Source organism: Streptococcus oriscaviae (assembly GCF_018137985.1).
GTDB lineage: Bacteria > Bacillota > Bacilli > Lactobacillales > Streptococcaceae > Streptococcus > Streptococcus oriscaviae.
On the sequence record NZ_CP073084.1, the window covers coordinates 432,040 to 454,790 of the forward strand.

Genomic DNA, 22,751 nt, shown 5'->3' on the forward strand with positions numbered 1-22,751 from the left:
ATGTTACGACTCACATATCAAGATGCCTACAAGCAGACAAAATCACAAGAATTTGAAGATTTGGATGCAATCCTTCTCGCCTTCTCTTCTTGTATTACCCTGCCTGACTACTTGAAGGTTCTCTCACTGACAGAAGATGAAAAAGACCTTGGTTACACCGGTTCAATCGGTGAACTCTACTCCTTTTTACAGACTATCAATCAAGAGAGAAGACTTAAAAAAACAAGATAAAAATCTTGTTTTTTTAATATTCTAAAACCTAACCGTTGCATTTTTCACAAACTTCCACTAGAATAGACATAGACATTCCAGAAGGAGAAAAGATTGTGAAAAAAGAAAAAAATACAACCATCCCTAGAGCAACTGCCAAACGCCTCTCCCTTTACTACCGTATTTTCAAACGATTTCATGCAGGGAATATCGAAAAAGCCAGTTCCAAAGAAATTGCCGAAGCAATTGGCATTGACGCCGCAACAGTTCGACGCGACTTTTCTTATTTTGGTGAATTAGGCCGTCGCGGCTTTGGCTATGACGTCAAGAAACTGATGGATTTTTTTGCTGAAATTTTAAACGACAACTCTATTACCAATGTTATGTTGATTGGTGTTGGTAATATGGGACGTGCCCTGCTCCACTATCGCTTTCATGAACGTAATAAAATGAGGATCGTTATGGCTTTTGAAGCAGATGACCATCCTGCGGTTGGGACCATTGATGAGAATATTCCAATATACGGTATTTCTGATATTCAAGAAAAAAATGCTGAAGCCAAGGCTCAAACAGCCATTTTGACTGTCCCAAGTAACAAGGCTCAAGAAGTTGCTGATCTTTTAGTAAAAGCTGGAATCAAAGGTATCTTGAGCTTCTCACCAGTCAACCTATCTCTACCAAAAGATGTGGTGGTGCAATATGTTGACTTGACAAGTGAATTACAGACTCTTCTCTACTTTATGCGCAAGGGCTAGTAAAGCTCGCTCTCCTCACGGAAACTGTAATAGCCTGAGCTTCCGACAATTAAATGATCTAGTAAAACCAGTCCTAGCGTTTCGCAGGACTTTTTTAATGTTTCAGTAAAAATTACATCATTGCGACTGGGATCGACCGAACCAGATGGATGATTGTGAACAATGATAAGGGATGTTGCCATACATTTGACTGCATAATGAAGGATTTCCCTAGGTTCAGCTATGCTACGATTCACACTGCCAATAAAGATTGTCTTCTGACTGATAATTTGATTCTGAGTATTGAGGTAGAGAGCTACTAGATGCTCTTGTTTTTTATCACCAAGTTCCTGCATCATTTTTCGCCCTAATTTCTCACTGCCCAATACTTGCCCCTTCAGACGTAGCTCGGACTGATTGATGCGTTTTCCAAGCTCAATCATCGCTTTGATTTCAATGGCCTTTACTTTCCCAATCCCTGTCAATTGCTGCAATTCTTCAATAGATAATTCTCGTAATGCAGCCAAGTTCTCCAATCTAGCCAGAAGATTGTTAGACACATGCGAAACCGATTCTTTTTTGGTTCCTGTTCGGATAAAAATAGCTAGCAACTCTTGATTGCTCAACTTTTCAGCTCCCACTTCCATCAAACGCTCTCTCGGTAACAAGGATTCTTCCTTAAATTCAATCTGATACATAGTATTCCTCCTCACCTATTTATTCGGAAAAAGATGAAAAAGAGAGCATTGATTTGCTCCCTTATCCATAATTATATTGATTGTATTTCTTAGAGAAGTGCTCCAAAATTTCCTTTGGTGCATCCTTGTAAGCAATGCTTGATTCTAGCTGCCCTTTTACAATCCGCCGTCCAGTTGCATCGTAATCCGTACAGGTTACCAAGGTAATTTCTGTGATTCCTTCTCGGTCATCGATCACTTCAACACTTTCAGGCGATACTGTTTCCACGCTGTTGATAACATAGGTGTAAACCTGTTGTTTATCGGTGATGTAAATCTTCATCCCCTGCTGGGCATTGTCTAGGGGTGAAAAAAGAACTTCACTCGCTCCTGCCACTCCAAAAATATGGTGACTGGCAAGGGAGTAATTGAGTTTGCCCATCTCCTGTCCTTCTTTCATGGTTCCTGCCCCATACATGAGGGCAACGTTAGACAAACCTTTAAATATCGGCAAGTTGATTCCCAGCTCAGGAATAGCAATGCCTCCGATAACCGGCAATTGCTGGGCATCCCACTGGGCCTTTAAAACGGCCTCCGTAGAGATGGATTCTACCTGATCAAAATCAAACGTCACCTCTGCCGCCTTATTTTTTTCAATATCACCTTCAGACACCTGGTCGATTTGGTAGCGATCTGTGTTTAAGGCGATGATGAAATTTCGGATTGAGGTATTAAAAATGAGGGCTAGAGCAATCAGAACCAGAAGGAGGGCTAGGAGGTTCCTCCACCACCCACTCCTTTTCTTCTTTCTCTTTCTTTCTCTTGCCATGGTCATTCGTCAGCCTCCTCTTCGGTATCTGAAGCTTCTGCAGGGTCAACCAAGGCAAAGGTAACAATGCGAGAACTGTCGTTTAGACGCATGACTTTCACACCCATGGTTGCACGGCCCGTCTGCGAAATGTTGGCTACACTTGTTCGGATGATGACACCGTTATCCGTGATAACCATGATGTCCTCATCACCTGAAACTGTTGTCAGGCCTGCAAGGTACCCATTCTTATCTGCTACTTTCAGAGTCTTAATACCCTTACCGCCACGACCCTTAGTTGGGTATTCACTAGCAGGGGTACGCTTACCGAAACCTTTTTCCGTTAAGACTAGAACTTCCTGACCATCTGCAACCATGGTCGCTCCTATCAGACAGTCACCTTCACGCAAATTGACACCACGAACACCTGTCGCGGTACGGCCCATGTTACGTACATCTGTTTCCATGAAGCGAACAGAATAACCAAACTTGGTTCCCATGATAATATCAGCCTGTCCATCTGTTAAAAAGACATTGATTAGCTCATCATCGTCTTTGAGGTTGAGAGCCTTTAGACCGTTTTGGCGGATATTGTCAAATTCTGCCACCTTGGTGCGTTTAACGACACCTTGTCGGGTAGCAAAGAAGAGGTAATGTCCATCTTCTTGGTCCTTGCTGATATTGATAATGGTCTGGATGGATTCATTTTCTTCTAGTTTGAGAAGGTTAACAATTGGCAATCCCTTGGCGGTACGGCCATATTCTGGAATCTCATATCCTTTCAAACGGTACACTCGGCCTTTGTTTGTAAAGAACAGCAGGCGATCGTGGGTACTAGTAGAAACTAGCTCACGCACAAAGTCGTCATCCTTAACTCCTGTACCTTGGACGCCGCGCCCTCCACGTTTTTGGGCTTGAAATTCATCCTGAGCCAATCGCTTGATATAGCCTTGGTTGGATAGGGTGATGAGAACATCGGCTTCTTCGATCAGGTCTTCATCTTCTAGTGACAAGACCTCTCCAACCATAAGTTCTGTTCGACGAGGATCTGCATACTTGCGCTTCACATCTTCCAGTTCTTCTTTGATAATCTGCACCACACGCTCTGGCTTGGCCAAAATATCTGCTAGGTCAGCAATTAAAGCCACCAACTCGTCATATTCAGACTGAATTTTATCGCGCTCCAAGCCTGTCAGACGGCGCAAGCGCATGTCAAGAATAGCCTGACTTTGACGTTCAGAAAGGGCAAATTTTTCCATCAACTCAGCTTGGGCGATGGCATCCGTTTCAGAATTACGGATGATGCGAATCACCTCATCAATATGATCCAAAGCAATCAGCAAGCCTTCCAAAATATGGGCACGCGCTTCTGCTTTTTCCTTATCAAACTGAGTACGACGGGTTACAACTTCCTTCTGGTGCTCAACATAAGCTTCTAAAATCTGCCGAACTGAAAGAATCTTCGGAACACCATTTTGAATAGCCAGCATGTTAAAGCTAAAGTTGGTTTGAAGCTGGGTCAATTTAAAGAGGTTGTTGAGAATCACATTGGCAGAAGCATCTCTACGCACCTCTATGACAAAACGCACCCCTTCACGGTTGGACTCGTCACGGACAGCTGTAATTCCTTCGATACGCTTTTCCTGCACCAATTTAACAATGTGCTCTTGAACCTTAGATTTATTGACCATATATGGAAATTCGGTCACAACAATGCGCTCACGACCATTTCCGTACTCCTCAATCTCCGTCCGAGAACGGAGCACAATTGACCCCTTACCTGTTTCATAGGCACGATGGATACCGGATTTCCCCATGACCAGAGCACCTGTTGGAAAATCTGGACCAGGTAACACTTCCATGATTTCACGGGTTGTTGCTTCAGGATTATCAATCAAGAGTTTGACCGCATCAATGGTTTCTCCCAAGTTGTGCGGCGGAATATTGGTCGCCATACCAACAGCAATACCAGTTGTACCGTTAACCAAGAGATTTGGAAAACGAGCTGGTAAGACAACCGGTTCCCGTTCATTGCTATCATAGTTATCAGAAAAATCAACGGTATTTTTGTTAATATCGCGCAGCATTTCAAGAGCAATCTTGCTCATGCGGGCTTCTGTATACCGCTGAGCCGCTGCACCGTCACCGTCCATCGAACCGAAGTTTCCATGGCCATCTACCAGCATGTGGCGGTAGCTCCACCACTGTGCCATCCGAACCATGGCTTCATAAATTGCACTATCACCATGCGGATGGTACTTACCCATAACATCCCCTGTGATACGGGCTGATTTTTTGTGTGGTTTGTCTGGCGTAATCCCCAGTTCATTCATCCCGTACAAAATACGACGGTGTACTGGTTTTAACCCGTCACGGACATCTGGCAGAGCACGGGAAACGATGACACTCATTGCATAATCAATGAAGGAAGTCTTCATCTCACTGGCTAGATTTACATCTACTAAATTCTTATCTTGCATTCAAAAAATGCCTCATTTCTACTAGAAAGTATCTATCTTATTATACCACATTGTGAAAGATTTTTCTGCTCAGGAAGTTATAATGTAAACATTTTCAAAAATTCATTCACAAGTGACAAAAGACCTAAAAAATGCTACAATGAAAGATGGTTAGGATACATAGGAATCCCCAAATAAAAATAAGGAGATGTTTAGAATATGACTGCAACTAAACAACACAAAAAAGTAATCCTTGTCGGTGATGGTGCCGTAGGTTCAGCTTATGCTTACGCTCTCGTTAACCAAGGTATTGGTCAAGAATTAGGTATCATTGACATCAACAAAGACCGTACACAAGGTGACGCAGAAGATTTGAGCCACGCTTTGGCCTTTACTTCACCTAAAAAAATCTACTCAGCTGACTACTCCGATGCACACGATGCAGACCTCGTTGTATTGACTGCTGGTTTGCCACAAAAACCGGGTGAAACTCGTCTGGAATTGGTAGAAAAAAATCTTCGCATCAACCAACAAATCGTAACCGAAATTGTTGCTTCAGGTTTCGACGGCATCTTCCTTGTTGCTGCAAACCCTGTTGACATCTTGACCTACTCTACTTGGAAATTCTCAGGTTTCCCTAAAGAACGCGTTATCGGTTCAGGTACTTCATTGGATACTGCTCGTTTCCGTCAAGCCTTGGCTGAAAAAATCGGTATCGATGCTCGTTCTGTCCATGCCTACATCATGGGTGAGCACGGTGACTCAGAATTTGCGGTTTGGTCACATGCCAACGTTGCTGGGGTAAAATTGGAGCAATGGTTGCAGGATAACCGCGATATTGACGCACAAGGGTTGGTTGACCTCTTCATCTCCGTTCGTGATGCTGCTTACTCCATCATCAACAAAAAAGGTGCAACCTACTACGGTATCGGTGTAGCCTTGGCGCGTATTACCAAAGCCATCTTTGATGATGAGAAAACCGTTTTACCACTTTCTGTATACCAATCAGGTCAATACGAAGGTGTAGAAGATGTCTTCATCGGACAACCTGCTATCGTTGGTGCGCATGGTATCGTTCGTCCAGTAAATCTTCCGTTGAATGATGCTGAGTTGCAAAAAATGCAGGCTTCTGCTAAGCAATTGAAAGACATTATTGATGATGCCTTCGCTAATCCAGAAATCGCAGCAGCTGTTAAAAAATAAATCATTCAAAACTGCCTTTCACTAATATGAAAGGTAGTTTTTTTGATATGCAAAAAAAGCTTGAGACCAAAGGTCTCGAGCTTTCTTATTTTGACTTAATGTAGTTAACACCATCTGCCTTAGGCGCCACTGCCTTACCAAAGAAGACTGAAAGTGCGACAACTGTAATCAGATATGGTGCGATTTGCAGATAAACAGTCGGAACTCCTGAAAGGAAAGGTAGCTGGCTACCAATAACTGCCAAACTCTGGGAAAGACCAAAGAAGAGACTGGCAAGCATAGCACCGATTGGATTCCATTTACCAAAGATAACCGCTGCTAGGGCGATAAAGCCTGAACCAACAATAGTTGTTGCTGAGAAGTTGATATTTACGGATTGGGCACTTACTGCTCCCCCTACTCCTCCAAGGAAACCTGCAATCAAAACGCCAGAATAGCGCATGAGATAGACATTGATACCTAGAGTATCAGCAGCCTGAGGGTGTTCACCGACTGAGCGCAGACGAAGTCCGAACTTGGTCTTATAAAGGATAAACCAAGAGAGGAAGGCTGTCGCAATGGCAACGTAACCCATCAAACTGGTATTTTTAAAGAAGAGGTCACCAAGCAAGGGAATATCCTGCAAGACTGGGAAGGAGAATTTACCAAAGGATTGGCGGATACTGTCTGTCTGTCCCTTGTTATAAATAACCTTGACCAAGAAGACAGACAGGGCTGGTGCCAAGAGGTTTAATACCGTACCAGAAACAACGTGGTCAGCACGGAAGTTGATGGTTGCTGCTGCGTGGATAATAGCAAAGAGCAAACCAGCGATGCCTCCCACTAGGACAGCCAACAAAGGCGTCGTTTTTCCAAAGCTTTCAGCAAACTCGATGTTGAAGACCACCCCTGCAAAAGCCCCGATGACCATGATTCCTTCCAGACCGACATTAACGATGCCAGCCCGCTCGGAGAATACGCCACCAAGACTGGTGAAAATAAGGGGAGCTGAGTAAATCAGCATTTGCGAAATAAGTAAAGTTAAAATGGTTGTATTCATCTTTATTTCACTCCTTTCGCTTTCAATCTTGGCTGAATCAACTGTTCAAAGATGAATTTCACACCGATGAAGAAGATGATGGACGCCGTCACAACATCAATCAATTCAGGTGGAATTTGCGCCCGAACCATGCCTGGTGCTCCGATAGAGAGGGTACCAAAGAGGAAGGCTGCTAGTGGAATACCGAGCGGGGAGTTAGATGCCAAGAGGGCAACAGACATACCGTTAAAACCAATATCTAAGTTTCCGCCTTGAATGTAAACATTCTGGAAGGTACCCAGACCTTGAATAGCTCCACCAAGACCTGCCAAGGCACCTGAAATAATCATAGACAGGATAATGGTGCGTTTTGCAGACATCCCTGCATAGTCAGAGGCAGTAGGATTAAGACCTACTGAACGAATTTCAAAACCAAGCGTGGTCTTGGTCATCAGGAACCAAATCACCACTACTGCAATCACTGCAAAGAAGATACCGATGTTCATCCGAGAGTTATCTGTCAAGGCACGCAACCATTCCGTCTGGTAGGAAGCATTGGCAGAAACGTTGATACTAGAGTCAGTATTCTTCATCAAATCTTGCGAAAAGACATTACGAATGATGTGGTTGCAAGAATAGAGCAAGATGTAGTTCATCATGATGGTCACGATGACTTCGCTGGTTCCCAGATAAGCCCGAAGAATCCCTGGAATGGCACCAGCGATACCTCCTGCCAGCATAGCAATCACAACCGTTGCGATAATGAGGACAGGACGCGGCAGGTCAGGATTGGCAAGGGCAAACCAGCCCGCAAATACCCAGCCCACTAAGGCTTGACCAGATAGACCGACATTAAAGAAGCCAGCCCGGCTTGCAACAGCAAAACCGAGGGCGGTAAAAATCAGCGGTGCCATGGCACGGAAGATTTCACCGATTGATTTAACAGAGCCAAAGGCTGAATAGAAGAGTTCTTCATAGCCCCAAATTGGGTCATAACCAAAGATCAACATGATGATGGCACCTAGCAATAGACCAGAAAGAACTGCCAATACTGGAAGGGCCACACTTTGTAATTTCTTAGACATTTTCTTCTCCCTTCTCAAGTTTTCCACCTGCCATCAAGACACCCAATTCTTGCTTATTGGTCTTGGCAGGGTCTACAATTCCATGAATAACACCATCGTGAATAACGGCGATACGGTCTGATACATCCAAAATTTCATCCAGCTCAAAGCTGACAACAAGAACAGCCTTGCCCTTGTCACGCTCAGCAATCAAGCGTTTCCGGATGTATTCGATAGCACCGACGTCCAAGCCACGAGTTGGCTGACTAACAATCAAGAGATCTGGATTGCGGTCAATCTCACGAGCAATGATAGCCTTCTGCTGGTTACCACCTGAGAGAGCCTTGGCTGGTACCAATTCACCAGCACCGCGGACATCAAATTCATCCATCAACTTGCGGGCATGCTCGTTGATGACATTGTAGTTGAGAATGCCATTTTTAGAATTGGGTTCTTTGTAGTAGGTTTGAAGGGCGATATTTTCTGCGACAGTCATCTGAAGAACTAGGCCATCACGGTGACGATCTTCAGGGACATGGCTGACCTGCATCTCAGTGATTTTACGCGGAGTCTTACCCACCACATTTTCACCCTTGATGAGGATTTCACCTGATTTGACCTTACGAAGACCCGTAATGGCTTGAATCAATTCACTCTGTCCGTTACCATCAATCCCTGCGATTCCGACTACTTCGCCAGCCCGAACATCTAAGGATAGGCCTTTAACCGCTGGAATGCCACGGTTTTCGTTGACAACTAGGTCTTTAATAGATAGAATAACTTCCTTGGGATTCGCTACAACTTTTTCTGTCTTGAAGGAAACGGAACGCCCCACCATCCATTCTGCTAGATCCTGGTTGGTTGCTCCTGCTACTTCGACTGTTTCGATGGATTTTCCACGACGGATAACCGTTACAGTATCTGCTACCGCGCGAATTTCATCCAGTTTATGGGTAATGAGGATGATGGACTTGCCTTCTTGGACAAGGGCCTTCATAATCTTCAGAAGCTCTGTAATTTCAGCTGGCGTCAAGACCGCAGTCGGCTCGTCGAAAATTAAGAGGTCTGCGCCCCGATAAAGGGTTTTGAGGATTTCAACACGCTGTTGGGCACCAACTGAAATATCAGCAACCTTGGCTGTTGGGTCTACATCCAGACCATACTTCTCAGAAAGTGCTTTGATTTCTTTTATAGCCTTCTTGATGTCGATAACACCGGCCTTGGTGGTTTCGCTACCCAAAATGATATTTTCAGCCACAGTAAAAGCATCCACCAACATAAAGTGCTGGTGTACCATTCCGATACCCAGATGGGCTGCCTTTGATGGGGAATCGATGGTCACTACTTCACCATTGATAGCAATTTCACCACTGGTTGGTTCCAAAAGACCGGCCAGCATGTTCATCAAGGTAGACTTGCCTGCCCCGTTTTCTCCTAAAAGTGCGTGAATTTCACCGCGTCTGACGTTTAAATTGATGTGGTCATTCGCAACGAAATCGCCAAATATTTTGGTGATTTCACGCATTTCAATGACATAATCTCTAGTCATAATCTTGTTCCTTTCAGACTATCATTTTTTGTCAGTAAAACCCACCAAGTCCTTGATAGGCTTTACTGAGAAAAATCTCAGTTCCGAAAAGGGCGACCGATCAGGTCGCCGTTCGGATTTAAAGATATTTATGATTATGGTTTTTCTGGAACAGTTACTTTACCATCCAAGATAGCTTTCTTAGCTTCAGCTACTGCTTTTGTAGCGTCTTCTGAAAGGTTAGTTTCAGCCAAGTCAACACCTCCATCAGCCAATGAGAATTGGATGATTTCGCCACCTGGGAATTTACCTTCAACTGCCTTGTTGGCAATGTCTTTTACTGAAGTACCAACTTGTTTCAAAGTAGAAGCAAGTACGAAGTTAGAATCTTTTCCATCTTTAGAAGTATAGTCACCTTCAGCAGATTGGTCACGGTCAACACCGATTACCCAAACTTTATCTGCTTCATTGCGAGTTTCGTTTTCAGCTTTGGCAGCGGCAAATACACCGTTACCTGTTTGACCTGAAGCGTGGAAAATAACATCTGCACCAGCAGCGTATTGAGCCGCAGCGATTGTTTGACCCTTAGCTGAGTCTACGAATGAACCAGCGTAGTCAATTGTTACTTTGATGTCAGGGTTTACAGACTTAGCACCAGCTACGAAACCAGCTTCAAAGCGGTCGATTACGACACCTTCCATACCACCGATGAAACCGATGTGGTTTGACTTGGTTGATTTAGCAGCGGCAACACCAGCAAGGTATGATGCTTCATGGTCAGCAAATCCAACACTTGCAACGTTTGGCTGATCTGCAACAACAGAGTCTACGATAACATAGTTTGTATCTGGGTTGTTTGGCGCTACTTCAGCGATAGCACTTTCCAAGGCAAAACCAATACCGAAGATGACGTTGTAACCACCTGATACAGCTGAGTCAAGGTTAGTGATGTAGTCTGCTTCACTAGCTGATTGGAAGTAGTCATAGCCGTTACCTTTAGATAGGCTATGTTCTTTACCCCAAGCTTGCAAGCCTTCCCAAGCTGATTGGTTGAATGAACGGTCATCAATACCACCAACGTCGGTGATGATAGCAGCTTTCACTGATACATCTTCTGAAGATGTGCTTGAGCCACTGTTTGATGTACGGCTACCGCAGGCAGCAAGAGTAAGTGCTGCAAGTGATACAACACCCAAACCAACAAGTTTCTTGTTCATTTCTGAACCCTCCTAAAAAATTCTTTTGCAACTATCGTTGCGGTTATGAAATAACTACAGTCAGATGACTGCCTTACAGACTAGTTTAAGTCTGTAAAAGAATATGGAAGTAATTCCCCGACTGTCATCTCGACTGTCGATTTATCTTTAGCAACCAAGGTTACTTTTAAATCCGGACTAAAAAATTCTGCCATAACTTGGCGACAGGCGCCACATGGTGAGATGGGTTTTTCCGTTTCTCCATAAATAATCAGCTCTGAAAATTCGGTAACACCTTCTGACACCGCCTTAAAAATAGCAGTTCGCTCTCCACAGTTGGTCAACCCAAAACTGGCATTTTCAATATTCACCCCAGTAAAGACTTGTCCATCTTTGGCAACCAAAACGGCTCCAACCGGAAAGTGTGAATAAGGAACATAGGCCTTCTTGCTGGCTTCAATCGCTAAGTCAATTAACTCAGTAGTCGCCATCTGCCTTTTCTCCCTTCATGATTGCCACACCAGATGATGCACCAATACGGGTTGCTCCCGCTTGGATAAAGGCTAGCGCATCTTCATAAGAACGAGCACCACCAGATGCCTTAACGCCCATGTCTGGCCCAACTGTTTGACGCATGAGGGCGACATCGGCCACTGTTGCTCCACCAGTTGAAAATCCAGTTGAAGTTTTCACAAAATCAGCTCCTGCTTCTTGCGAAAGCTGGCAGGCTTTGACTTTCTCTTCGTCTGTCAATAGGCAGGCTTCGATGATGACCTTAACTAGCTTATCACCGCTTGCCTCTACAACAGCCTTGATGTCTTCTAAGACCAAATCATAACGCTTGTCCTTTAAAGCTCCGATATTGATAACCATATCAATCTCATCTGCACCATTTGCAATCGCATCCTTGGTTTCAAATGCTTTTACAGCTGGTGTGTTTGCACCCAAAGGAAAACCAATCACGGTACACACCTTAACGTCACTATCTTTGAGCCCTTCTGCTGCTAGGGATACCCAGGTTGGATTGACACAGACACTAGCAAAATCATACTCTTTCGCTTCTGCAAGTACGCGTTCAAATTCTTGATAAGTAGTGTCTGGTTTCAAAATAGTGTGATCAATAAATTTGTTTAGTTTCATTAGTTTCTCCATGTTTTTGTGAGTCTAGGAAACGATTTCAATAATTTCCTTCGATTTCACAACCCTATCTTCTATTCTAACATTTTTTTGGAAATTTGTAAGCATGTTTTCCGAAATATTTTCATTGCTGTAAATAGTTGCAATCTGCTCTCCTTGAACAACAGCTGCCCCAACTTTTTTATGGAAAACAAGGCCGGTTTCATAGTCCAGTTCATCTGTTTTGACAGCACGTCCTGCCCCTAATTTCATAGCAAACAATCCAAACTCCATGGCAGGGAGAGCTGTGATGTAGCCTGATTTTTCTGCATAAACAGGCAACTGATGTTCCACTTGGACTGGCCGATAGAGATCCTCTAAGTCACCTCCTTGGGCTAGAACCATTTCTTCAAACTTCTTGAGAGCAGAACCATCTTGAAGATGCTGGCGAACTTCATCCAGTGACTTTTCTACCTGAGCCAAACCTAACATGATTTGTGCTAATTCGCAAATGAATTCGGTGACGTCTTCTCTTCCCTTACCTTGAAGAATGTCCAAAGCTTCAAGGATTTCTAAGCGATTTCCAATAGAGGTTCCTACCGGCTGCGACATATCGGTCAAGACAGCAACGGTCTTTCTACCGACAGCCTTCCCAAGATCCACCATGGTTTGGGCCAATAGACGAGCATCTTCAACATTTTTCATGAAGGCACCTTCGCCCACAGTAACATCAAGAAGAATGGCATCGGCACCTGCTGCTATTTTCTTAGACATGACTGAGCTAGCAATCAGTGGAATGGTATCTACGGTCGCTGTCACATCGCGCAGAGCATAGAGAAGCTTATCTGCCTTGACTAGATTATTGGACTGACCGATGACGGCTAGACCTGCTTGTTGAACTTGGGAAATAAAGTCTTCTTGACTGACTTCAATCTGAAATCCCTTGATAGATTCCAGTTTATCGAGGGTTCCACCTGTGTGCCCCAACCCACGACCACTCATTTTAGCAACAGGTACACCAAAGCTAGCCACTAGCGGAACCAAGATAAGAGTTACTTTATCTCCTACTCCGCCTGTCGAATGTTTGTCTACTTTGATACCAGCAATGGCCGATAAATCAATCTGCTCGCCCGTAGCAACCATAGCCATCGTCAGGTCAGAAATTTCGCGTGTGGACATCCCCTTAAAATACACCGCCATAGCGAATGCTGACATCTGATAATCAGGAACTGTTCCATCTACATAGCCATTGATAAGCCATTTAATCTCGTCTGTGCTTAATTCATGGCCGTCTCGTTTTTTCTGAATTAAATCAACTGTTCTCATTCTTTCACACTTTCAAGGATATAGTATCCTTTGTCTTTCTTTAGAATTTGACAGTTTCCATAGACCTCTTCCATCTTGGTTTTGGCACTTGGGGCTCCTTGCTTTTTTTGAATGACGATTGTCAACCGTCCTCCAGAAACTAGGTGCTGACTCGCCCCTTCAATAATTGTGTGAACCACTGACTTACCTGCACGAATGGGAGGGTTGGAAACAATGTAGTCGAAAACACCAGTAACATTTTCATAGATATTGGACTGGAAGATTCTTGCCGCGACTTTGTTTTTTTCGGCATTTTGCTGAGCCAGATCGAGCGCGCGACTATTTATATCGATAAGGCTGGCTTTGACTCCGTAAACTTTTGCTAGAGTCAAACCGATAGGGCCATATCCGCATCCAACGTCCAGCAAGGTCTTTCCAGAATTTACTTCCAAGGCGTTTAAAAGCACCTGACTTCCATAATCTACCATCTTCTTACTAAATACTCCTGCGTCTGTTAAGAAGGTCATTGGAGTACCGAGTAAAGTGACACGAAGTTCATGAATGTCATGTGCAACACTTGGATTCTTTTCGTAATACATATTGGTCATGTCATTATTATATCATTTACTAAAAACGTTTACAAGAGTTTTACTTGGAAGCCATTTCATGCTACAATAAGGGCATGAATACAAAAGAATTTTTAAATTTTGAACAAATCAGCCGAAAGACCTGGCAGCAACTCCATCGCAATACGACTGTTCCTCTGACTCAGGCCGAACTGAATTCCATCAAAAGTTTTAATGACCGCATCAGCCTGCAAGAAGTATTGGATGTTTACCTTCCCTTGGTCAATCTCATTCGTATTTATAAGAAAGCTCGTGAGGACTTGACCTTCTCTAAGAGTCTTTTCTTGCAGCAAAAAATTCAATCTCAACCTTTCATCATTGGTGTTTCAGGTAGTGTGGCCGTTGGAAAATCAACGACTAGCCGTCTTCTTCAAATACTCATTTCCCGCACCTTCAAGCACGCGCGAGTGGAAATGGTCACAACGGACGGGTTTCTCTATCCGAATGCCATCCTTGAAAGTCGCAACATATTAGATAGAAAAGGTTTTCCAGAATCTTATGACATGGAGCTTCTGCTAGACTTCCTTGACACCATAAAAAATGGAGAGGATTACAGTATACCGACCTATTCCCATGAAATTTATGATATCGTTCCTAATCAGTTCCAAACGATTCAGGCGCCGGACTTTCTCATCGTAGAGGGAATCAATGTTTTTCAAAACCCACAAAACCAGCGCCTCTATGTCAGTGATTATTTCGACCTATCCATCTATGTCGATGCAGATGTGACGGATATCGAAACTTGGTACCTCGAACGCTTCCAGAAATTGCTGACGCTTGCTAAAAACGATCCGAATAATTACTATCACCGCTTCACTCGACTGTCTTATCCGGAAATTCTAGCCGTCGCCCATGATACTTGGAAAAATATCAATTTAGCCAATCTGGAAAAATACATCGAACCTACTCGCAGCCGAGCTGATATTATTCTCCACAAGGGTGAAAATCATGAAATTGATGAAATTTACTTGAAAAAATAAATTTCACTTGTCAAATACCTTATTTTCAGATATAATGGTATGGTTAGTACAGAAAAGGTGGAGGTGAAACCATTGGCAAACATTAAATCAGCTATCAAACGTGCTGAATTGAACGTTAAACAAAACGAAAAAAACTCAGCTCAAAAATCAGCTATGCGTACTGCAATCAAAGCATTTGAAGCTAACCCTTCTGAAGAGCTTTTCCGCGCTGCTAGCTCAGCGATTGACAAAGCAGAATCTAAAGGTTTGATTCACAAAAACAAAGCAAGCCGTGACAAAGCTCGTCTTGCAGGTAAACTTGCTTAAGAAAAAGGCTCTGTCAGGGCTTTTTTTTTGCCCAAACGCCCACAAGGATAGACCGACGACAAAAAAAGCTTAGAACCTGTGAAACATCGGTTTTAAGCTTTTTCTGTTATCAGACTATCGCCAATTTTTTATTCGGAAAGTGTAGGTGTGGTCTTCCCATTCGTATTCATAGGTTTCTGTAAATCCAAAAACACTATCAAAGGCTTGAAAAATAAAGTTCCCTTCCCTACCTGCTTCTGCAACCATTTGATCCAGAGCTTGCTTGGTTGCAAATTGCATTTCAATTTGCTGAACACTCGGGTCTGAAGCCCGATTGATAACCAGATTTGAAATGGCTGCGGTATCAAAGCTTTCAAAGTAACTGCCATTCAAGACAAAATAATTCAAGGAATTATCTGTAAAAGCTGGATAATCTAGCTCTTGAATACTATGGTAGTAATCTCCCCAGAAGTCGAGCAGATCCTTGTCGGGTTTGTGGCTGATATGGAGGATTTGCTCTGGGACGCAGAGATAATTGTAGTTGATGCTAGAGCTTATCTGCTCGTTCATTTCTCCTTCAAAAATTGGATCCCCCCAAGTGGCATCTATCCCATAATACTGACCGTCAATCTCAACTAGATTCCAAGCATGGCTATTGTTTTCATAAGGACTTCCTTCGATCACCCCAGTGACATAGATAGAGTTGATTCCGGCCTTTTCACAAAGAAACTGAAAAGTACGGCTATAACCAGCACAGACGGACAGTTTATCAACCAAGACGCTCTTGATGCCTTGCCCTTTCCACGATTCTGCATCATCGGTCAAGGCTGCAACATTGTAGTCCGTTTGGTTGATGATATACTCATAGATATACTTCACCTTGTCATAATCACTTCCCTGTGGCAGTTGGCTAACTATCTGATCTCCAATAGACTGCAATAGCCGATAGGTTTCTTGGACATATACAGGATAAGTCGGAGAAACAATTTCTGGGGTATACAAGCCATCTCTCAAGGCTTCTGACATCCAGTAAAACTCGGGGTAGTCGTTGGCGACGGAAGTATACACCCTATACTCAGATTCCTCAGAAAGCTCAGGAAGTTCTATGTAAGACTCAAACTCACTCAGACCGTAACTAAGCAGAATGTAGGCTTCTCGATCACTCTTGCTGTCTAGCTGCTGATAATAAAAATTATCTTTAGCTTCTTCTGATAGCTGCATCATTTTTGCAGCTTTTTCCTGCTTCTCCTTTTCTAGTTTGGCTCTCTGGGCATTGTAAGCCTTCGCAACCTGACTCTCCCTCTGGTTGTCACTCTGACAGGAAGACAGTAGAAAAACACTCACTACCAACGCTACTAGATACTGAATCCGTTTCGTCATCTCCCGCACCTCCTATATTAAAGATAGTATAGCACAATAGGATATATTTTACTAGCATTTGCTGGATAAAAAACAGACAAAGTATACATACTCTGTCTGTCATGTTCTTTTTATCTTGGGAGTCTGACCTCAAAAATAGTTCCCTTAGGATGATTGTCTCGAATCTGAATGCTGCCATCTAAGGTGTCAATGATCTGCTTGGCCAAAGAAAGCCCCAAACCAAATCCCCCCTTCTGCCGAGTCCGGGCCTTGTCCACCCGATAAAAGCGATCAAAGATTTTTTTCTTATCTTCTGCTCGGATTCCTAGGCCATTATCAGCGATAGTAAAGACTAGGTAGCGGTCCTTAATTCTACTGTCAATATGAATCTGTCCATCTTCATCAGAATATTTGAGGGCATTGTCAAACAGGATGGTCATCAACTGTTTGAGAAGCACGCGATCCGTCCGAATGGACTGCTTGACTTCATTGTTTACCTGCAATTCTTTTCCGTTTTCTTCAGCCATAATGGCATAGTTTGCAAACACCTCATCAAAAAAACTTGGTGGAATATCTGAAATTTCCGGTTTCAGGCCATCATCACGCCGAGCCAAATTGAGCAGGCTCGTTGTGAGCAGGCGCATGTTGCGGACTTCTTCCAGACTGGAGGCGATATTCTCGCTGCTTTCCATGATGGTCGCTTCAGGATGACGGAACAAGCTCTCCAGACGATTTTGCAGAACAGCTAGCGGTGTGCGCAATTCGTGACTGGCATTTTCCACAAAGTCTTTTTGCTTCTGAAAACTAACTAAGAGTGGACGCATGCTGACATTTGCCAGATAAATACTAGCTACGATGGAAATCAACCAGAAGGATATCATGACCAGTGCCACCGTTGACTCGTAAGAAGCAATGGAGGACTTGATTTGACTGACATTGGAGTAAATGACAGCGTATTTGATGTCCAGAGAAGCGTATTCTCCCAAATCTTCACTGGTCAGCTCAATCGTCATATAACGATAATCTTCTTGGCCACCAAATGGAGTTTCCACTGTGACCTCCTTTATACTTTCCAGCTCATCCTTGTCCAACTTCAAATCGGATAGGCTGGAGAATTGATCCGGGTTAAAGACCTGCCCCTTGCTATCGTAGATAACCACATGAAAGTTGGTGCTCAAACGTATTTTTGAACCGACTTTTTGACCTTGCTGAGGCTGGCTCATACTCTCTTCAGTGGTTGAGCCTGTCGTAGAAGGGGGTGTTTCTTCTGTTACTTCTCCCTTTTCTAAAACAATCTCGCTCCCAGGGGCATAACTTCTAGCAATGGCAAACTGAATCGCCGTGGTAGGATCCTGATAGATTTTATGGAACGTATCATCTGTATTTTGATACATGGTAGCCCTCATGAGCTGAAAGATAATCATGGTCATGAAGCCAAAAATGAGGGTAAAAACAGCAAAATAACGGATAAAATATGCAAAATTATCCGTACGATAGAGCTTTCTAAATTTATTCAACATTCTTCAAAATGTAACCAACACTACGGAGAGTTTGTAGGTTCTCTCCAAAGGCGGTACCTTTCAATTTTTTTCTTATTTTAGAAACGTAGACCTCAACGACCGAAATAGTCGTATCGCTGTCAAAGCCCCAAATGCGGTCGAAAATTTGTGTCTTAGGCAGGATAACATTTTGATTTTGTAGGAAATACACTAGCAAATCAAATTCCTTGCCCAAAAGCTCCACTTCAACACCGTTGACTAAGGTAGAGTTAGTTGAAAGATCAACCGAAACATCGCCATAAGAAAGAGTATTCTCATTGAATTTCCCAGCGCGTTTCAACAAGGCCTGAATACGCATTTTTAGCTCTTCTAGGTAGAATGGTTTGGTCAAGTAGTCATCGGCTCCCAACTCAAATCCATGTCCCTTGTCATCAAGACTTTCTTTTGCAGTGGTAATGAGAACTGGCGTGGTGATGCCTTTTTCACGCAATTCCTTCAAGACTTGGAATCCGTCCTTTTCAGGCAACATCAAGTCCAGCAAAATCAAATCATACACCCCTGATTCGGCTTCATAAAGACCTTCGTCACCATCAAAAACCTGCATAACATCTGCAAAATCATCTAGGAAATCAAAGACGGAATTTGAAAGACTGAGATCATCTTCAACTAACAATATCTTAATCATAGGCTGTCTCCTTTTTTAACATTATATCATGGAAAGAATAAAAACTGAATCATTTATTGAGAATCCGAAGAAATACTGCTATCTGTACCTTGGCTTGCTTCAGTATCCTGAGGATTTTTGGTCGGTGGCTGCATATCACCGTTGGTTGACTGACTGGCACCACTGGTCGCATCTGTTCCCGGAGGCAGTTGACTTCTATTTCCTCCACCTTGGCCAGGAGCTGGCTGCATTTGCTTACCAGTATTTTGCCCTGGAGTAAGCGCACCGTTTTGTCCAGGCGGAATCTTCCCTTGTGGAGGTGCTTCTGCTTCAGCTAATGACGACTGAGTTTGCGAACTGGTTGTAGCTGTTTGCTTTCCGATTCCAAGACCTGCTGCAAAGCCTAGTGTAACACTGGAAATAGCCACTGTTGCCAAGAAGATTTTGGGATGCGACGTCATTTTATTGAGTAATGACATTGTTTACCTCACTTTCCAATAGTAACGAAACCTAGCTATCCGTAACAGAAACAAGCTACTATTTTTCTTCTTGTTATGAGAAAGAAGGCACGAATAGGTTTTAAATATCAGATTGGCTCGGCACATCTAGTCTAGGTTTCTATGAACAAGTATAGCCGAGCAAACTTAAAACTTGCTAAAAATATTAGCAAGTTGATATAAAAATAGCCTTGTAAAATGATAACGGCCTTGTCCCTCTTGAATGAGGAGCAAAGCCGTTGCTTAATCGTTTATTATTTGACTGTCCACTTATTTAGGAGCAGTATCATGCTCCATCTCTTGTCCCACTCGGTCGAAAATTGGTTGTGAACTACTTCCTATTTTTTAGACTTTTTGCTTTCAGTGCAAAAATACCTATCAAGAATGCCGCAAGTATTCCTCCAATCCAAGCGAACACATTACTTTGCTCACCTGTATTTGGCAAGGTCGCCTTCCTTGTTCCTGAAGTAGTTGTTGTGGGATTAGCCGATGAAGGATTTGGAGTGACTTTTTTAGATTGCCCTTGTGTTTGAGTTGTTTCTGAAATGATTTTTGGAGCTTCAGAATCTTTTTTTGGCTTCTCCGGTGTTACTTTTGGTGCCTCAGGGTCCGCCTTTGGCTTCTCCGGTGTCACTTTTGGTGCTTCGGGCTCGGCCTTAGGTTTTTCTGGCGTCACTTTCGGCACTTCGGGATCCGCCTTGGGTTTTTCAGGCGTTACTTTCGGCGCTTCGGGATTAGTCTTAGGCTTCTCCGGTGTCACTTTTGGTGCTTCGGGCTTAGCCTTCGGCTTCTCCGGTGTTACTTTCGGCGCTTCGGGATTAGTCTTAGGCTTCTCCGGCGTTACTTTCGGCGCTTCGAGTTCGGCCTTAGGTTTTTCTGGTGTCACTTTCGGTGCTTCGGGATTAGTCTTAGGCTTCTCCGGCGTTACTTTCGGCGCTTCGGGTTCGGCCTTAGGTTTTTCTGGTGTCACTTTCGGTGCTTCGGGCTCGGTCTTGGGTTTTTCTGGTGTCACTTTTGGTGCTTCGGGTTCAGCCTTGGGTTTTTCTGGTGTCACTTTTGGTGCTTCGGGTTCTGTCTTAGGCTTCTCTGGAGTTGGTGCTACTTCAGCCAATTCTACAACAGGGGATAGGATGATTGGCTGTTTGATGATAGTGTCTTCACTAACTGGATTGTTTTGTTCGTCAACCCAGCCAGTTACTTTGTAGCCTTTTTGAAGAATAAGATCTCCTTGTTGCGGTTTCAAACCAGAGAGAGCAGTCCTAATGGTAGGGAGAATATTTTTTAGAGAGGTTCTGGATTGACCATTTTTATAATCTGCCCACCATAAATATAGTGAGTGAACGTACTTGGATTATTTTCCCCACCCTTTCCTTCTTTGAAGGTCACTTGGATTTGCTCTGTTGGCTTTTCCTTTGGAACTTGGGGTTTCAAAGGGCTTATCGTAATGCCACCAGTTTTAGGAGGAGTTGGTGTTTCCGGAAACAATGGTTTTAGAGTAACTTTAGGATTTTTTTCAAAGTTAGTTGCAGCGAGGGCCGTAGATTCAATTAGGGCAATTTTCTTATACCGTTTCATCACTGCTACAAATGGGAAGGCCTGTTGGACATCATCAGGTACGGTAGCGGTTATAGTGAAGGTGACTTTTCCCGTGTCCTTTCTTTCGTTTAGGACGAAAACTCTAGAAAATAGACCTGCTTTTTTCCATTGGTCTAACCGTGGATCTCTTGACGTGATATTTTCTACGGACCATCCCCACTGTTGATTCAGTCCGTCTGTTGGATGATTTTCATCGTAAGCTTTATAAAGTCCTTCTGTTGAAAACTGATGAACTAATTCCTGATTCGTACTGTTGTCTACAATACTGGTAATTTCGGCATTTTTCGGAGTAAAGAAGTAAAAGGCGCCGACACTGTCAGGTGTGAGTCCCCAGTTAGTTGAGTCAAAGGTTACAGTCCATTTAACAGTGTTAGAAGTTGGTTGTTCTCTGCTAATCGAAACAGATTTTTCCCAAACATTCGTGTTTTGAATTTCTTCGGTTTTTGTATCGGTGACTGGGCTAATTTGTTCAGCAGGTGTCACTGCTGCCTCTGTTTGGTGTGCTGCAGTAGTAGGTGTTGCTGATTCAGTGGGCGTGAGCGTTGTTTCGGCAACGTTTGTCTGTCCTGAAGCAACTGGTGCAGTAGCCTCAGTTGAGGAAGTTCCCGCATTGTCTGATGTGGAAGTCACTGTTTTGTTGCCATCAATTTCTGAGGAAGAGGATGCTTCTGATACAAGTTGCGAAGGGGTTGTGGTAGGTATTTGGTTTTCGGGAGATAGTTCCTGATTTACTGGATTTTCCACAGCTAGTGTTTTCTCAGAAAGGGCTCCATCCGTAGTATTTATAGCTTCGGAATTGGAAGCAATAGATTGATTGGTTTCTAATGAAGAAGGGCTCGTTTCAGAGATGGTTTCTGCCTGAACAGTTGGAGTCTGATAGATCAGTATTGTGCCCAGGACTGCTGTGCTGACAAGTAGATGATTAAGAATACTTTGTTTTCTCATAGGTTCCTCCTTTAATGAGATGAGCTAACTATTTCATATCCGAATGTCTATCGTTTTAAGCCTTCATTCGACAGTGAGCGCTCTCTAAACTAGCAGAGTATCACTCACTAGGATGAGGGATAGCACGGATTTTTTTATTTTACATTCTAATTGTAATAAAGAAGTCTACAGCAGGGCTATCCTTCATCCGTTATTTTCCTGTTTTTTAATCTCCTTTTTCTTTCTTCATCAATGTTTAAGTAAAAAATGAGAACCCTTTGCGTGTTTGTTTGAGCTATCTCCTCCTTCAAAGGACAAAAAAAAGAGCCTTGCGGCCCTTTCCTATAATTCTGTGATATTTCCGGTTTTGAGGTAAACAACCCACTCACAAATATTCTTGGCATAGTCGCCAATTCGCTCAAGGAAAGAAATAACTTGGAAGTAATCACGTCCCGCCACAAGGGCTTCCGGATTTTTCTTGATTTCTTCTGTGGTTAATTCTTGGATGCTGTCGTAGAAATCATTGATAACTTCATCATGGGCAGCAACTTCATAGGCTTGTTCAACACTTCCATTGTTGAGATAGAGTTCCAAGGCGTTTTCAACCAGTTTACGAACCTCACGGCCCATTTTCTTGATTTCTTCCTCAACAACTAGAATACGAACCTCACCTTTCATGCGAATGGTCGCTTGAGCAATTGAAACGGCATGGTCGCCCATACGCTCAAGGTCATTGGTCGCCTTAAGAACGGTGATAACCGTACGGAGGTCAGTAGATACTGGTTGTTGCAGGGCGATGATTTCGAGGGATTTCTTTTCTAGTTTCACCTCAAATTCGTTAATTTTTTTGTCGGCTTCAATAACCTCCTTAGCCAACTCACGATCATGGGTTGTGAAGGCACGGACAGTATTATTGATTTGGCCAAGGGCCTCATTTCCCATGGCATAAAATTGGTTATGGAGCTTTCCTAGCTCAACTTCAAATTGTGATCTTAACATAGCT

23 protein-coding genes are annotated in these 22,751 nt (G+C 43.4%); 5 read left to right on the top strand and 18 right to left on the bottom strand.

Going from position 1 to position 22,751, the window contains the following annotated elements; genetic code table 11:
- Both INT76_RS02080 and INT76_RS02085 read left to right on the top strand, forming a co-directional pair.
- Positions 1–231, top strand: a complete 231-nt coding sequence (locus INT76_RS02080) for a DUF4649 family protein (protein ID WP_212571666.1) — start codon at positions 1–3, stop codon at positions 229–231.
- Positions 232–326: 95 nt separating this feature from the next.
- Positions 327–965, top strand: coding sequence for a redox-sensing transcriptional repressor Rex (locus tag INT76_RS02085; protein ID WP_212571667.1), 639 nt, complete (start codon positions 327–329; stop codon positions 963–965).
- Here the strand turns inward: INT76_RS02085 and radC are convergent.
- From radC to gyrA, 3 genes are all read right to left on the bottom strand, one after another.
- Positions 962–1,642 carry a RadC family protein gene (gene radC, locus INT76_RS02090; RefSeq protein WP_212571669.1) on the bottom strand — a complete coding sequence of 227 codons (681 nt, stop codon included), beginning with the start codon at positions 1,640–1,642 and terminating at the stop codon, positions 962–964. The two genes, INT76_RS02085 and radC, sit on opposite strands and share 4 nt — an antisense overlap.
- A gap of 61 nt (positions 1,643–1,703) precedes the next feature.
- A complete protein-coding gene (locus tag INT76_RS02095; protein ID WP_212572992.1) occupies positions 1,704–2,450 on the bottom strand; it encodes a class A sortase in 747 nt (248 codons plus the stop codon).
- A gap of 2 nt (positions 2,451–2,452) precedes the next feature.
- On the bottom strand, positions 2,453–4,909 hold the full coding sequence (gene gyrA / locus INT76_RS02100) for a DNA gyrase subunit A (protein WP_212571671.1): 2,457 nt from the start codon (positions 4,907–4,909) through the stop codon (positions 2,453–2,455).
- 198 nt (positions 4,910–5,107) lie between these two features.
- Here gyrA and INT76_RS02105 point away from each other — a divergent pair, with 198 nt between their 5' ends.
- Positions 5,108–6,091: an L-lactate dehydrogenase gene (locus INT76_RS02105; RefSeq protein WP_212571673.1), complete on the top strand. Its 984-nt coding sequence runs from the start codon at positions 5,108–5,110 to the stop codon at positions 6,089–6,091.
- A gap of 85 nt (positions 6,092–6,176) precedes the next feature.
- Here INT76_RS02105 and INT76_RS02110 read toward each other — a convergent pair whose 3' ends face one another.
- The 8 genes from INT76_RS02110 to INT76_RS02145 all read right to left on the bottom strand — a co-directional run bounded on the left by INT76_RS02110 (position 6,177) and on the right by INT76_RS02145 (position 13,926).
- Positions 6,177–7,130 (bottom strand): ABC transporter permease, encoded by a 954-nt coding sequence (locus INT76_RS02110; protein ID WP_212571675.1) that lies wholly within the window; start codon positions 7,128–7,130, stop codon positions 6,177–6,179.
- A 2-nt stretch (positions 7,131–7,132) separates the two neighbouring features.
- Entirely contained in the window at positions 7,133–8,194 is a 1,062-nt protein-coding gene (locus INT76_RS02115; protein ID WP_212571677.1) for an ABC transporter permease, read from the bottom strand.
- Positions 8,187–9,722: an ABC transporter ATP-binding protein gene (locus INT76_RS02120; RefSeq protein ID WP_212571679.1), complete on the bottom strand. Its 1,536-nt coding sequence runs from the start codon at positions 9,720–9,722 to the stop codon at positions 8,187–8,189. The genes INT76_RS02115 and INT76_RS02120 overlap by 8 nt, the downstream gene beginning before the upstream one ends.
- 134 nt (positions 9,723–9,856) lie before the next feature.
- Positions 9,857–10,918 (bottom strand): BMP family lipoprotein, encoded by a 1,062-nt coding sequence (locus tag INT76_RS02125; protein WP_212571687.1) that lies wholly within the window; start codon positions 10,916–10,918, stop codon positions 9,857–9,859.
- A gap of 80 nt (positions 10,919–10,998) precedes the next feature.
- Positions 10,999–11,388: a cytidine deaminase gene (locus INT76_RS02130; protein ID WP_212571689.1), complete on the bottom strand. Its 390-nt coding sequence runs from the start codon at positions 11,386–11,388 to the stop codon at positions 10,999–11,001.
- On the bottom strand, positions 11,375–12,037 hold the full coding sequence (gene deoC / locus INT76_RS02135) for a deoxyribose-phosphate aldolase (RefSeq protein WP_212571691.1): 663 nt from the start codon (positions 12,035–12,037) through the stop codon (positions 11,375–11,377). The genes INT76_RS02130 and deoC overlap by 14 nt, the downstream gene beginning before the upstream one ends.
- A 24-nt stretch (positions 12,038–12,061) precedes the next feature.
- Complete coding sequence (locus tag INT76_RS02140) at positions 12,062–13,339, bottom strand: pyrimidine-nucleoside phosphorylase (protein WP_212571693.1); 1,278 nt, start codon at positions 13,337–13,339, stop codon at positions 12,062–12,064.
- Complete coding sequence (locus INT76_RS02145) at positions 13,336–13,926, bottom strand: class I SAM-dependent methyltransferase (RefSeq protein WP_212571695.1); 591 nt, start codon at positions 13,924–13,926, stop codon at positions 13,336–13,338. Before INT76_RS02145 ends, INT76_RS02140 begins: the two co-directional genes overlap by 4 nt.
- 74 nt (positions 13,927–14,000) lie before the next feature.
- Between INT76_RS02145 and coaA the strand changes: the two genes are divergently transcribed.
- Together coaA and rpsT are read left to right on the top strand one after the other, a co-directional pair.
- A complete protein-coding gene (coaA, locus tag INT76_RS02150; protein WP_212571697.1) occupies positions 14,001–14,924 on the top strand; it encodes a type I pantothenate kinase in 924 nt (307 codons plus the stop codon).
- Positions 14,925–14,981: 57 nt separating this feature from the next.
- Positions 14,982–15,230, top strand: a complete 249-nt coding sequence (gene rpsT / locus INT76_RS02155) for a 30S ribosomal protein S20 (RefSeq protein WP_212572993.1) — start codon at positions 14,982–14,984, stop codon at positions 15,228–15,230.
- 114 nt (positions 15,231–15,344) lie between these two features.
- Here rpsT and INT76_RS02160 read toward each other — a convergent pair whose 3' ends face one another.
- The 7 genes from INT76_RS02160 to phoU all read right to left on the bottom strand — a co-directional run bounded on the left by INT76_RS02160 (position 15,345) and on the right by phoU (position 22,747).
- Complete coding sequence (locus tag INT76_RS02160; protein ID WP_212571699.1) at positions 15,345–16,589, bottom strand: transglutaminase domain-containing protein; 1,245 nt, start codon at positions 16,587–16,589, stop codon at positions 15,345–15,347.
- Between the two features lie 110 nt (positions 16,590–16,699).
- Complete coding sequence (locus tag INT76_RS02165; protein ID WP_212571701.1) at positions 16,700–18,088, bottom strand: sensor histidine kinase; 1,389 nt, start codon at positions 18,086–18,088, stop codon at positions 16,700–16,702.
- Complete coding sequence (locus INT76_RS02170) at positions 18,078–18,752, bottom strand: response regulator transcription factor (protein ID WP_212571703.1); 675 nt, start codon at positions 18,750–18,752, stop codon at positions 18,078–18,080. The genes INT76_RS02165 and INT76_RS02170 overlap by 11 nt, the downstream gene beginning before the upstream one ends.
- Positions 18,753–18,805: 53 nt before the next feature.
- Positions 18,806–19,210, bottom strand: a complete 405-nt coding sequence (locus INT76_RS02175; protein ID WP_212571705.1) for a hypothetical protein — start codon at positions 19,208–19,210, stop codon at positions 18,806–18,808.
- Positions 19,211–19,559: 349 nt separating this feature from the next.
- Positions 19,560–20,471 carry an LPXTG cell wall anchor domain-containing protein gene (locus INT76_RS11135; protein ID WP_212571707.1) on the bottom strand — a complete coding sequence of 304 codons (912 nt, stop codon included), beginning with the start codon at positions 20,469–20,471 and terminating at the stop codon, positions 19,560–19,562.
- Between the two features lie 38 nt (positions 20,472–20,509).
- The gene (locus INT76_RS02185) at positions 20,510–21,769 is read right to left on the bottom strand and encodes a hypothetical protein (RefSeq protein WP_212571708.1); all 1,260 of its coding nucleotides are present in this window, start codon (positions 21,767–21,769) and stop codon (positions 20,510–20,512) included.
- Positions 21,770–22,090: 321 nt separating this feature from the next.
- Complete coding sequence (phoU, locus tag INT76_RS02190; RefSeq protein ID WP_212571710.1) at positions 22,091–22,747, bottom strand: phosphate signaling complex protein PhoU; 657 nt, start codon at positions 22,745–22,747, stop codon at positions 22,091–22,093.
- Between the last annotated feature and the right edge of the window lie 4 nt (positions 22,748–22,751).